At 43.1% G+C, this 11,724-nt stretch carries 14 protein-coding genes and 1 tRNA gene; 12 read left to right on the top strand and 3 right to left on the bottom strand.

The features are described 5' to 3' along the window. Positions 1–10 precede the first annotated feature (10 nt). Entirely contained in the window at positions 11–1,105 is a 1,095-nt protein-coding gene (queG, locus tag C2759_RS02665) for a tRNA epoxyqueuosine(34) reductase QueG (protein ID WP_215356102.1), read from the bottom strand. Between the two features lie 43 nt (positions 1,106–1,148). On the opposite strand from queG, the gene tsaE reads away from it, so the two are divergent. From tsaE to C2759_RS02630, 7 genes are all read left to right on the top strand, one after another. After that, positions 1,149–1,661: a tRNA (adenosine(37)-N6)-threonylcarbamoyltransferase complex ATPase subunit type 1 TsaE gene (tsaE, locus tag C2759_RS02660; RefSeq protein ID WP_215356100.1), complete on the top strand. Its 513-nt coding sequence runs from the start codon at positions 1,149–1,151 to the stop codon at positions 1,659–1,661. Positions 1,662–1,663: 2 nt separating this feature from the next. Continuing rightward, positions 1,664–3,001 (top strand): N-acetylmuramoyl-L-alanine amidase, encoded by a 1,338-nt coding sequence (locus tag C2759_RS02655; protein ID WP_215356098.1) that lies wholly within the window; start codon positions 1,664–1,666, stop codon positions 2,999–3,001. Between the two features lie 86 nt (positions 3,002–3,087). Further along, a tRNA-Lys gene (locus tag C2759_RS02650) sits at positions 3,088–3,163 on the top strand. 83 nt (positions 3,164–3,246) lie between these two features. Beyond that, positions 3,247–4,104 (top strand): site-specific integrase, encoded by an 858-nt coding sequence (locus C2759_RS02645; RefSeq protein WP_215356096.1) that lies wholly within the window; start codon positions 3,247–3,249, stop codon positions 4,102–4,104. Between the two features lie 246 nt (positions 4,105–4,350). Then, entirely contained in the window at positions 4,351–4,818 is a 468-nt protein-coding gene (locus C2759_RS02640) for a hypothetical protein (RefSeq protein ID WP_215356094.1), read from the top strand. A 103-nt stretch (positions 4,819–4,921) separates the two neighbouring features. Next, complete coding sequence (locus tag C2759_RS02635; RefSeq protein ID WP_215356092.1) at positions 4,922–5,161, top strand: hypothetical protein; 240 nt, start codon at positions 4,922–4,924, stop codon at positions 5,159–5,161. Continuing rightward, on the top strand, positions 5,158–5,685 hold the full coding sequence (locus C2759_RS02630) for a hypothetical protein (RefSeq protein ID WP_215356090.1): 528 nt from the start codon (positions 5,158–5,160) through the stop codon (positions 5,683–5,685). Before C2759_RS02635 ends, C2759_RS02630 begins: the two co-directional genes overlap by 4 nt. 158 nt (positions 5,686–5,843) lie before the next feature. Here C2759_RS02630 and C2759_RS02625 read toward each other — a convergent pair whose 3' ends face one another. Then, positions 5,844–7,193 (bottom strand): RDD family protein, encoded by a 1,350-nt coding sequence (locus tag C2759_RS02625; protein WP_215356088.1) that lies wholly within the window; start codon positions 7,191–7,193, stop codon positions 5,844–5,846. 158 nt (positions 7,194–7,351) lie between these two features. Here C2759_RS02625 and C2759_RS02620 point away from each other — a divergent pair, with 158 nt between their 5' ends. From C2759_RS02620 to C2759_RS02605, 4 genes are all read left to right on the top strand, one after another. Next, the gene (locus C2759_RS02620) at positions 7,352–8,461 is read left to right on the top strand and encodes an MrcB family domain-containing protein (protein ID WP_215356086.1); all 1,110 of its coding nucleotides are present in this window, start codon (positions 7,352–7,354) and stop codon (positions 8,459–8,461) included. A gap of 8 nt (positions 8,462–8,469) precedes the next feature. After that, positions 8,470–8,829 (top strand): hypothetical protein, encoded by a 360-nt coding sequence (locus tag C2759_RS02615; protein ID WP_215356084.1) that lies wholly within the window; start codon positions 8,470–8,472, stop codon positions 8,827–8,829. A gap of 123 nt (positions 8,830–8,952) precedes the next feature. Next, positions 8,953–9,138, top strand: coding sequence for a hypothetical protein (locus C2759_RS02610; protein WP_215356083.1), 186 nt, complete (start codon positions 8,953–8,955; stop codon positions 9,136–9,138). 26 nt (positions 9,139–9,164) lie between these two features. Further along, positions 9,165–9,314 carry a hypothetical protein gene (locus tag C2759_RS02605; RefSeq protein ID WP_215356081.1) on the top strand — a complete coding sequence of 50 codons (150 nt, stop codon included), beginning with the start codon at positions 9,165–9,167 and terminating at the stop codon, positions 9,312–9,314. A gap of 303 nt (positions 9,315–9,617) precedes the next feature. Here C2759_RS02605 and C2759_RS02600 read toward each other — a convergent pair whose 3' ends face one another. After that, the gene (locus C2759_RS02600) at positions 9,618–10,043 is read right to left on the bottom strand and encodes a PAS domain S-box protein (protein WP_215356079.1); all 426 of its coding nucleotides are present in this window, start codon (positions 10,041–10,043) and stop codon (positions 9,618–9,620) included. 238 nt (positions 10,044–10,281) lie between these two features. Here C2759_RS02600 and C2759_RS02595 point away from each other — a divergent pair, with 238 nt between their 5' ends. Then, entirely contained in the window at positions 10,282–11,709 is a 1,428-nt protein-coding gene (locus tag C2759_RS02595; protein ID WP_251367005.1) for a glycine betaine ABC transporter substrate-binding protein, read from the top strand. Positions 11,710–11,724: the final 15 nt, after the last annotated feature.

Here is an 11,724-nt window from a genome sequence, read left to right as displayed (position 1 = left end):
CAAAAAATACTTAGCAACTCAGCGCCCAGTCGATGTGCTCAGCTACTAAGGCATCTGCCAAAGGTAAGGCGCCCTGCAAAGCCTGCCGCAGAAGATCTTTATCTGATTTGGGTAGATGATTAGCTGCTAAAGCATTCCCCATGGCCACTGCTAAGTTTCTGCGCCACCTGGAGTAGCCAATCCGACGAATAGCACTTCCCTCATGGCGTTTCTCAAATTCATCCTCAGTCCAAGACCACAGTTGCAAAAGACTTGCCTTACCCAGGCCATGGCGTTCAGCAAAATCTGGCAAGGCTGTGCGTTGAGCAAATTTATTCCAAGGGCAGATCAATTGGCAGTCATCGCATCCGTAAACGCGATTACCCATCGCCCTACGAAACTCTACCGGAATGGCATCTGGATTTTCAATCGTCAAATACGAAATACAGCGTCTCGCATCTAATTGGTAAGGCGCAGTAATGGCTTGTGTGGGACAAATGTCTATACAAGACTGACAAGTTCCGCAATGCGACTCCTGCTCTTGATCTACAGGCAACGGAACATCAACGAGGATCTCACCCAAAAAGAATGTCGATCCAGATTCGCGATTGAGCAACAAAGTATGTTTGCCTCTCCAACCCAAACCTGCCTTACGAGCTAACTCCACTTCCATCAAGGGTGCAGAATCTGTAAATACACGATAACCAAATAATCCAATACGCTTTTCAATAAGCTCCGCAAACTCTTGCAAACGATTGCGCATCACCTTGTGATAGTCACGCCCACGGGCATACATCGATACCACTGCTTGAGCGGGATCCCTCAAACTGTCCCATTCATGTTCAAAGTCGATTGCGGGAGATAGGTAATTCATGGTGACGCAAATGACTCTCACTGTGCCCGGCACCAATAGACTTGGATCTGAGCGTAAGTCAGCATGCCTAGCCATATATTCCATCTGACCATGACGCCCTTTTGCGAGCCAATCATTCAGACGCTCAGCTGCAACACCTAGATGGGTATCTGTAATACGCAAGTCATCAAAACCCAATTTTCGAGACTGCTCACCCAGCCATTCACGCAGATTAGCCTGATCAACAGAGTTAGGTATTTGAGAAGAAGTCATTAGGAATACAGAATGTAGCTTAATAATTGAATAAACTAGGCAAATGGCTCAGATTTCATTTACTCAACATTGTAGGCAAGAAGCGGATACAGCTGCTTTAGCGCAAAAGCTTGCCGCCAGTCTTAGTCAGCTATTTCAATTTGATCCCGGTGCTCACCTCAATATCTCCCTAGAGGGTGATCTTGGAGCCGGCAAGACCACCTTTGCTCGCCATCTCATACAAGGCCTAGGGTATGAGAGCCGGGTGAAGAGTCCAACCTACACCTTATGTGAACCCTATCCACTCATCATCGATAGCAAGACTTTGGCGATGAACCACTTTGACCTTTATCGCGTGCGAGATCCTTTGGAATGGCAAGAGGCGGGCTTTGCAGAGCATTTTGATGAGCCTGGATTTTGTTTAGTGGAGTGGCCAGAAAAAGCTGAAGGGACGCTGCCTGCTTTTGATATTGAAATTCATCTGATGGCTGGTGCAGATGAATATGAAAGAAATATCATTTTCCAAGCAAGCTCAAGTCAAGGAATGGCTGTTCTCGATAAGATGAATATCTCATAGCAATGAGTAAGCCTCTCATGAATTCCTCCAGAAGAAAGCATCTCAAAACTTCAGCAAAGATGCTGGGCTTTATTCTCTTCTTCAGTGAAGCAGAGATTGCCTGGGGAGCCAAGATCTTGGGTGTACGCATTTGGCCTGCAGATGATTACACACGCATTACGCTTGAGTCTGATAAAGCACTCCCCATCACCCAACAACTACTTACTAATCCGGATCGTTTGGTGGTCGATGTTCAAGGTATGGAACTCAACTCCACCCTCAAAGATTTAGTAGCTAAAGTCAAACCTAATGACCCTTACGTTTCTCAAATACGAGTGGGGCAATTTCAACCAGGTATGGTCCGCTTAGTATTTGACCTAAAAGAGCCCGTTAAGCCACAACTCTTTACGCTAGAGCCGATTGCGGAATACCAATATCGTATGGTGCTAGATCTTTATCCCACTATCCCACCAGATCCACTGATGGAGCTGGTCAAGAGCAGCGCCCGTAAAGAGAGTGCTCTAGAAAAAGCCAATGAAGAAATTGACTTGATTGCGCAGTTCGCAACTAAAAAAGAAAAAGATGCTCCGAGGGCGCCAGTGGCCCAAGCCATTCCAGATGTAAAAGATTCTGCAGTAAAAACCAAACATAAGCGCCTTATCACTATTGCAATTGATGCAGGTCATGGTGGAGAGGATCCAGGCGCAATTGGTGCAATGGGTTCTAAAGAAAAGCATGTTGTCCTCTCCATTGCTAAGCGCTTACGTGACAAAATTGAGAGCGATCCCTACATGCGCCCCTTTCTCACACGAGATGGGGATTACTTTGTACCCTTGCATACCCGAGTACAAAAGGCACGCCGCGTTGAAGCTGATTTGTTTATCTCGATTCATGCAGATGCTTTTATAGAGCCTAGAGCCAAAGGCGCCTCTGTTTTTGCACTCTCACAAATGGGCGCCAGTAGTACGACGGCACGATGGATGGCCAATAAAGAAAATTCGTCGGATTTAATCGGTGGCATCAATATTAAGACGCAAGACAAGCAGGTGGCTAATCTATTACTAGATATGTCTACCACTGCCCAGATCAAAGACTCGCTTCAAGTGGGAACCTCCATCCTCAAGCAAATTAGCGGATTTGCCACGCTACACAAACCTAAAGTTGAGCAAGCCAGCTTTGCTGTTCTAAGGGCTCCAGATATTCCATCCATTTTGGTAGAGACAGCCTTCATTAGTAATCCCCAAGAAGAGGCACGCCTCAATGATGATGCTTACCAAGACCGAATTGCTGAAGCGATTATGAGGGGAATTAAGGACTATTTCTCTAAAAACCCACCCGTTGCCAGACGCGCAAACGCATAGCACTCTTGTAAGTACAAGGGCTTGAAGGCAGGCGCCTACTGACCCGGGAGTACCCATAAACTTCTTGCTATAATCTTCTTTTTACTGGGTCGGTAGCTCAGTCGGTAGAGCAGCGGACTTTTAATCCGTTGGTCGCGAGTTCGAATCTCGCCCGACCCACCAACATCAAGCCCTTACTTCTCTCGCGAGTGATAAAGCAGCAGCGGCAAGTCCGTTGCCCCTTTATCTAAAGTAAGGAGTTTTAAATGAAATTTTCATCATTAGCCCAGTTTGCACTGGGACATGCCGACACTAGACTCAAAGCCCGCATCCGATATTGGATCGAATTTATGGGCGAAAAAGATATTTCAGAAATCACTTCGGAAGATGTTGATGCTGGAATTGAGTTAATGGCCAGGCGCGGCAAACTTCGGCAACTCCCTGGCGGCATCTGGGCAAAAAGTGGCGAGCCATTAGCAGCGGGCACACTCAATCGTCATATCTCTGCTCTAGGCCATATTTATAAGCTAGGCAAGAGCCAGCGCATCATTCCCAAATCAACAATCTCGCCAACCAAAGGCGTAGAGAAAGCCAGAGAAGGTCCTGGACGCATCATTAACTTATCGAGAGATCAGATTGATCACATCATCGATGCGTCTCGCCTAATGCGCTGGAGAAAGTTCACAGCAATGATCTGCGTAGCCATGACATCTGGTGCCAGGTTAGGCAATCTCCAGACCATGACTTGGCGTGATGTTGATCTAGAGCGCGGCTCAGTTCACTTTCCAACATCAAAAAATGGCAAGCCCTACTCCGCCGCCATTAGCAGCCAGGCAGTCATAGAGCTAAAAAATATTAAGCGCGACCTGGATACCTCAGACACACTAGTCTTTGGCAATAGATCATTTAGAAAGAGCTGGGCACGCACTCTAAAGCTTGCTGGCGTGGAATATTTTGCCTTTCATGGCTGCCGCCATATCTGTGCATCAATGCTCGCTGCAAGTGGTATGCAATTGGCCGGTCTCATGGCTCAACTCAATCACTCGTCACCAAAGATGGCAATGCGCTATTCCCATCTCAATGTTGATCACCTCAGAGAGGGTGTTGCAAGAGCTTGGGGTTGATGCAAATAGTCTTTTGGAGCCTCGTCAATCAAGCGAACCTGAAAATTTAATTAAAAAAATCTAATCTACCTGAGGAGCGGACTATCCACCATTACTGGCATATTGCAACATCGAACCTAGTCCTAGGAGGCGCTTAAATGACGGTAATCATGGCCCATCTTAATCACAAAAAACTCCACAAATAGTCTTGCGCTATTTACACTTAAATACTGATACTCTTCGTGATAATCTAAACAAAGAACAGATATGAATACCCTGTTAACCACCCCCTTAAGCCCTCAAGAGAAAAAGGCGTTAGGGGACAGTAAAAGGCTGCTGGATAAAGCCCAGGCCATTGCCTTAGGTATCTGGCTCGAGGGCTACAAGGCTGGTGATATCAGCCTTGAGAGAATGGCAAAAGGTGTTTACAGAGCACTAATCACCATCAAGCTCCCCGAGGGCACAAGAAAGCATCTTCTTGGAGATATGGTTGATCAAGCACTATCAATGTCACCCCCAGTTCGGACTAGAGGAGGCGGGAAAATTCATCCAATCAGCTTGAAAAAGACTGCAGTAAGTCTTGTTGACCTAATTGCAACAAAAGAAGGGCTTTCAAAATCCAGATACTCACCGAAAATCAGTGCCTATGAAAAAGCATCCCAAATATTAAATGATTGCGGCTTTGCTGTTTCAGCGAATACCCTCATCAATTGGTATTCGGAGTTTCGTAAATAAGCCATCTATTACCTGGCAATCGATTACCCGGTAATTGGCTGTATCTACATTCAAATCTATTCTCAGTTTGTCGCCGGAAGCGGTATTAAATTGGAGAAATGAAATGAATGATGTTGAATTATCAAAACTGCGTCGTAAGGATGATTACTACCAAAATGGCGCTCCTGATTGGGTTCGCATAATCTGGGGTCGCAAGGAGTCATTTGAATGGTTCTTAAAAAATAATCGGCGTGAGCTGGTCCAAAGCCATGCAATCATCAGACTGGGTCGAGATTACTTTGTACACTCCGGTCGTTTTGATGTTGTAGCAAAAAAAATTATTGGTTGCGAGAAAACATTATGAGCTTGCCGAAGATAAGCCAAGGCAGAGATGCGCCTGCATTCCAAGAATATGCAGCATCAATGATGAGTCGAATGGAGTATCGATTGTTGAATTTAAGTCAACGAGGATTGTTGTATACCTTGCGACTTGAGTGCTGGGTAAATCAATCATTACCAAGAGATCCCAAAAAACTTGCAATAGTATTAGGACTTCCAGTTGATGAAGTAGCCACAATACTCCCTTACCTATCGAAGTTTTTTCACTTTAATGGTGAAATCTTAACCTGTATCGAACTGGAGAAATATCGCGAACATCTCCAAGAGAAAAGAAATCGACAAAGTGAAGGAGGCAAGGAGAGTCGGAGGCGTTTTAAAGAAAAACTAGCTTCTACAGCAAATAATGGAGTTAAAGTACCCTCCATCCATGATGTAAGTAACTTGCAAGTCTTAAGACAAGACAAGTCCAATTCAGGTAAGTCAAATACAGCTTATAGTAAAGGGGGTTCCCTTAAAGACTATCTAGATGATAATGATCTGCCATTTTGATTGACTTAAATAAGTCATGTACATTTAAACCTTAATTTAATCCCCGTCGAATGAAAAGAAAAAAGAGGTTAGTAAAATAAACACTTAACTACACGCATCGCGCGCGCGAAGGTATCAAAAATTTTTGTGCCAACAATGACCTAATCAAGAATTAGTAGCTATTTTACATATTGTTCAACGATTTGATTACGCATTTCCTGCTTGTAAACCTGCATAAGAACTTGCATTACAAGCACGGTGGAGAGGATAAGCACTACAGCGATTACTCTAACAATCAATCTATGGGCCACCCCTAGTGAGCTTTGAAGAACTTGTGTTCCTAATGCCCGGTCCCATGGCTGCACTTCATCACGCCTCCTCCATGAGCTGATTAATCCAAAGATCTGTAATAGCGGGAAGAATATGGTGTAGTGAAGACCCTGCCCAAGAAATCCTATTGCCCTAGTTTTTGCAGCTCCCCAGGATGGTGTCTTGCCACTCTTATCCTTGATAGTTAATCCAAAAAGCATTTTTCCTGGGGTTGCGCCATACCTGGATATCCAAAAAGCATCCCACAAGATGATGACTATACATAGGATAGCCAAACGAATAACCGCATTTAAGAAAATCCACAATGGAATTAAGCTGCCGTGTTCAGGGAATTCCGGTATGAAAATTGAGATTAACACAACAATAATTACGGCAATAGGCAAGTCAATACACCTTGCAAAAAAACGGTCCCAAAAACTTCCAGCTGGTAATATTTTTTGATCAGATTGACCAATTAAATCAGAATTATCGTTTAATAGCGACTCTTTTACAGCGTTATATGGGGTATCTGATGCAAGATCGAATGGGGCAATAGAACCACTTCCTTCATTAAAACCACTCTTCACCCAGAAGAAAACTGTCTTAGCTGCAATAGGCACAACAAGACCAGCAAATGAGATGCTGAACCATCGAGCAAAAAGCTCAATATCACTGTAGTAATCCCAGAAATAAAGAAGAGAAAAAACCGAAAAAAATAAAGCAGAAACTACGGAGAGGCGAACCCACCCAGCGTTTCTTTCATAAGAAAGAAGCTTGAGTGCTACGAAAGTAAAAAAAGGCACTGCCCAAAAAAGCAGGAGACTCTCGAGTAAATTAGGCGTGAAAAAGTGCATTTGAAAGACTTGAGCCCATGAGTACATCTCGCTTGGGGTGCAACCAGCAATACCGGCAGCTCTTTTTAATACTTCAATGCAAGAATATATGAATGGCTTGTATTTATCTCCGAGTCCATTTGCTGTTAAGAATTCTCTCTCCTCCTTATCCCTCAGGTCGCACTGCTCAACTATCGCAGCACACTGCTCAACTGGAATGCCTGCGTTTATACGAGCAATTTCTGCATTATTTTCAGAGGTTTTGATCATCGTTCCTGCTGAACTTAAGAAGAAGAAGAAAACAAAAATCGCCCCCGCCGTCCATGCAGCGAAGTTACGAATTTTTGTTTTGACTACCCAATATTGAAATTGATGAAAAAAGCGCATGAGTTGTACGGATTAATAATCGAATAATGATTCAGGATAAAGAGGGGTATCAAAAAAGCCAAGCGAGATGAATTAACTAGGTTTAATATTAATTTATATAATAGACTAGTATTTTTCTTAACTAAAAATACAACGCTTAAATTGGCTATCAAAAATAAATGAAACTACTACAGCAAGTATTTCAGGACTACTCCAATACGGTCAATATTAATAATGGCGTTGCTAGGAATATTAATTCGCCCTCACAAGTTGCCCTAAAAAGAGGAATTCCTGACTTAATGGGAGAGATCGTCCGGCAATCAAATCTTCCTATTGAGCGATATAAGTTCCAAGGGTCATATGGTAATACGGGGATGACCCATACCCCATGGGTTGCCACCTTTGACACTCGGATCACCACTTCAGCTCAGAGCGGCTTTGACATAGTTTTACTTTTTGCAAAGGATATGCAAAGCTGCGTCTTATCTCTAAATCAGGGATACAAAGCCTTTACTGAGGAGTTTAAGAAAAAAAGTTTAGCCCTAAAAAAAATTAAAGAAACTGCTGAAAAGGCTAGAGCTTATCTTGAGCCAATAGCTGGAGCGACTTATGGACCCATTGACTTAAAAGCAGAGACCGATAACTCTAAAGGATATGAATTGGGGGCGATAGCAAGTTTTGTATATCAAGTTAAAAGCCTTCCAACAGAGCAAGAATTTTCTAGGGACTTAAAAAAACTACTTTTAGCTTATGACCAGTTATTTAATTTAGCAGGGCCAAATCTGATGTCGCTTCAGGCTTTAAGTGATTCTGAATTCCAAAAAGAAGTTGAGGAAATATTAACAGTCGATGAAGCGGAATTGCTAAATGAGGTTAATGGGCCAGAATTAAAACCAAATCAACTTCCATCTGTAGTTGGGGTTAAGTACAAAAGAGATGTTAAAAAATCAAGAGGGGCCATTAAAAAGGCAAATTTTAATTGCGAGTTCAATAGTGAGCATGTAAGCTTTATTTCAAGTGTTTCTGGAAAAATGTATGTCGAAGCACATCATCTGATACCAATGTCACAGCAAGAGCTTTATGAAAATAGCTTAGATATTGTGGCTAATATTGTTGCTCTATGTCCCAATTGTCACCGATTAATTCATCATGGAGTCTTTGATAACAAAGCAATATTAATTAAGTCAATTTATGCCCAGAGGAACGAGGCACTTCTTAAAAAAGGTATCAATATCAGCTTGGCTGATATATTAAAGATTTACAAGGGGACTGTTGAAGAAACTGACTAGGAGGATCTATGTGGGTATTTACCAAACACGGTTTATTGAGTATTGTTGAGAACGCCAATGACAAAAAAACTTTATTGGTAAGGGCCAGACAGTGTCATCATATAACGGATAACTTTAAAGGCTACATGCCAAAATACCTTCCGAAATATAGCCCCGATAGGGACTATCACTGGCGGTCTGTTATCGATAAGGAAATTGTTGCTAAACGACTCACTGAAATTATTCTTGAAATCGACTACCCCAACTTTAAAAATTCAGTCGATAGTGATTTAAAAACCGTTTATGGCGAGGTATGGGGGGTTGCAATGGCTTTACAAAAAGATAAATACGCCCGCGTCACAATAGTTAATATTGATGACTTTGAGTGAAGAACTTAAGTGAAATCTATTATTTAGACTTTACTATGGATAGAAGTACCCTAATATGGATTTATGTTTCGTAATATATTTTTAGTCATGGCTATTTTTTATTTCTAGAGGAAGATATACATAATGGGCAAAAAAGAGTTACTAAAGAATAGCAAACCCATTCTGGAGGCTTTACTTCGAGATAAAAATGCCTCTCCGAAAGCGCAATCTAAATCCTACCCCCTCGGCCCTATTGAAGCGGCTATCAAAAACAATCCTGGTCTTACGCGCGAAAAGGCGGTAATGATGGCAGAGGAACTAGGGTTTTAACCCCCTACCTCACTAAAATATAAATAATGAAAGATCAAAAGCCCTCCCCCAATCAGGAGCCGGAATGGGCTGCATTTCTGGCATACGAGAAGGCAATATTAATGCTGATATTCAACGAAGATCAAACGAAGCTTGATCAATTTGAACAATTACCAGATCCAAGCCTGAAATCCTAAACATGCTGTAGTCTCAAAAAAACTGAAATCGTTATAGACCTCTAGCTCCAGCAGCATAGCCAAGTAGCAATGCGGCAAAAAATTTGGATCCAGATCGTTGTAGGACTCTTAGTGAAGTCAGTACAAAAGCTCCGGAGTTAATCAAAATTAGACGCCTTAAGTAGCTTGCAGTATGATTGTTTATCACTCAAAATGCTGTAAGGCTCTTTTAATCCGTTGGTCGCGAGTTCGAATCTCGCCCGACCCACCAGTAATACAAAAGCCCTTGAATGAAAGTTCAGGGGCTTTTTCTTTAGACCGTCATCAATCACTGCTCTCATAAGCTGCTAGCTTTGCCTTTAATTGGCGCTCCTCCTGAAACCGCTCTGTCTCATCTCGAATGATTGCCGCTATTGCAATAGCTTGTTTTTGCTCATCAAATAACATGCTTACTGAGAATGCAATTGAAATAGAACGTCCATCTTTATGGACTGCAGGGACCCTCAGTAAAGTATGTCCATACTTAGTTTGTCCAGTCTGAATTGTATGAAAGTAGCCTTTTGAGTGCCGCTCTCTAAAGCGCTCAGGCGTAATGATGCTGAGTGTTTTTCCCAGGGCTTCATCTGGAGTAAATCCAAAGATTCGCTCGGCAGATACATTCCAAAATAAAATATTTTCATCTCGGTCAGAAATAATGACTGCTTCACCCAGTTGTGACACTAGCGCCTTGAAATCTAAGTCGACTGACATATAAATAGTCTTTGCTATTAAGTTGGATCAACCCAATGTAACAGTAAACGCCACCCTAAAGTGACATAACTCAAAACTAGCCTATCAGGCAAGATAAGCCAAAGGCTTTTATGATGGGATCTTGTGTTATTAACGAGGTCAATCTCACTTGTATTTCAGTAAATATATTTTTCCTTTGTGGATGAAGCTCAGCTTATGTATCGGAGTAGCACTCAGCTGCTCCGTAATGGCGCAGCCTATGGAAAAAAATACTGTAGTTGGCTCAAAGCGTTTTACAGAAAGCTACGTACTCGGGGAATTAGTCAATCAAACATTACGGGATGCTGGCGTTCAATCCATCCATCGGCAAGGCCTAGGCAATACTGTGATTGTCATTCAAGCACTGACAACAGGTCAGATTGATGTTTACCCAGAGTACACCGGTACCATTCTCCGAGAAATTCTAAAGCGCTCAGAAACCCAAGCATCACTGAGTGAGCTCAATATTTGGCTTAAACCTAAAGGTTTAAAAGTAGCGATACCACTTGGGTTCAATAACACCTATGCACTTGCCATGAGGGCAGAGCAAGCGAAAGCCTTGGGTGTGAAGCGTATTAGTGATGTTGCAAACCTCAGCACTGAGCAGCAAGCCACTTTGCGAATCGCCCTATCTCCAGAATTTAAGACTCGGGCGGATGGTTGGTCTGCGCTGGTTAAAAATTACCGCTTAACAATGAAGCCAGGGAAAGTGCTAGAACATGGCTTAGCCTACGATGCTCTAGCGCGTGGCGATGTCGACATTGTTGACGCCTACTCTACTGATGCTGCAATTGCGCAAAAGAATCTGGTTCTATTGGAAGACGATAGGAAGGCTTTTCCACGCTACGATGCCGTCCTGTTAATGCGTTCTGATTTGGATGAGAAGTCCTTACAAAGCTTAGAAGGAAAATTAGATGAAGCTACTATGGCCAAGCTCAATGGACTAGCTGAGTCAGGCGTCAGCTTTGAAAGAGTGGCAAATATATTTTTAAACACCATTGCAAATGATCAACAGAGTCCTACCCAACTCTCCCGGTTTTTTAAGCTACTCTTTGGTCCAGATTTTTTTACCGCCCTGCGTGATCATGTTCTGTTGGTAGCGATCTCCTCAACAATGGCTCTCCTAGTCGGCATTCCTCTGGGCATTCTGGCATGTCGACGACCCCGATATGCGGCTTGGATTTTAGGGGCTACTGGTATTTTGCAAACCATACCTTCACTTGCACTCCTCACGATATTGATTGCTCTACTAGATCAAATAGGTGCTGTGCCAGCAGTGTTAGCTTTATTTCTCTATGGCCTACTGCCTATTGTGAATGCAACCCACATTAGCTTGGTGGAGGTTCCATCCAATCTCAAAGAAGCAGCGCTGGCTCTTGGTTGCAATGAGTGGCAGTTACTATTATCAATCGAGCTTCCGTTTGCTCGACCCGTCATCATGACGGGTTTGGCATCGGCAACCGTGATTGGAGTTGGTACCTGCACCCTAGCAGCGCTAGTAGGTGCCGGCGGATTTGGTGATCGCATAGTAGCTGGGCTGGCCGTAAACGACCACGCGTTGATGCTTGCTGGAGCCATCCCAGCCGCTATGCTGGCTCTGCTAGCTCAAATGATTTTGACGCCAAAACACAAATCAAAAAATATCTAGTATTTGATTTACTTC

The sequence above is a fragment of the Polynucleobacter sp. MG-Unter2-18 genome (assembly GCF_018687675.1).
In the GTDB taxonomy this organism is placed as follows: domain Bacteria; phylum Pseudomonadota; class Gammaproteobacteria; order Burkholderiales; family Burkholderiaceae; genus Polynucleobacter.
The sequence above is the reverse complement of the archived record's forward strand: the minus strand, read 5'-3'. Positions and strand labels throughout refer to the sequence as shown.

Coding starts and splice junctions, on each gene's coding strand:
- queG (WP_215356102.1), bottom strand. CDS start 1,105: ATGACTTCTTCTCAAATACCTAACTCTGTTGATCAGGCTAATCTGCGT.
- C2759_RS02615 (WP_215356084.1), top strand. CDS start 8,470: ATGTGGGTATTTACCAAACACGGTTTATTGAGTATTGTTGAGAACGCC.
- C2759_RS02595 (WP_251367005.1), top strand. CDS start 10,282: ATGGAAAAAAATACTGTAGTTGGCTCAAAGCGTTTTACAGAAAGCTAC.
- tsaE (WP_215356100.1), top strand. CDS start 1,149: ATGGCTCAGATTTCATTTACTCAACATTGTAGGCAAGAAGCGGATACA.
- C2759_RS02655 (WP_215356098.1), top strand. CDS start 1,664: ATGAGTAAGCCTCTCATGAATTCCTCCAGAAGAAAGCATCTCAAAACT.
- C2759_RS02610 (WP_215356083.1), top strand. CDS start 8,953: ATGGGCAAAAAAGAGTTACTAAAGAATAGCAAACCCATTCTGGAGGCT.
- C2759_RS02630 (WP_215356090.1), top strand. CDS start 5,158: ATGAGCTTGCCGAAGATAAGCCAAGGCAGAGATGCGCCTGCATTCCAA.
- C2759_RS02635 (WP_215356092.1), top strand. CDS start 4,922: ATGAATGATGTTGAATTATCAAAACTGCGTCGTAAGGATGATTACTAC.
- C2759_RS02640 (WP_215356094.1), top strand. CDS start 4,351: ATGAATACCCTGTTAACCACCCCCTTAAGCCCTCAAGAGAAAAAGGCG.
- C2759_RS02600 (WP_215356079.1), bottom strand. CDS start 10,043: ATGTCAGTCGACTTAGATTTCAAGGCGCTAGTGTCACAACTGGGTGAA.
- C2759_RS02605 (WP_215356081.1), top strand. CDS start 9,165: ATGAAAGATCAAAAGCCCTCCCCCAATCAGGAGCCGGAATGGGCTGCA.
- C2759_RS02645 (WP_215356096.1), top strand. CDS start 3,247: ATGAAATTTTCATCATTAGCCCAGTTTGCACTGGGACATGCCGACACT.
- C2759_RS02625 (WP_215356088.1), bottom strand. CDS start 7,193: ATGCGCTTTTTTCATCAATTTCAATATTGGGTAGTCAAAACAAAAATT.
- C2759_RS02620 (WP_215356086.1), top strand. CDS start 7,352: ATGAAACTACTACAGCAAGTATTTCAGGACTACTCCAATACGGTCAAT.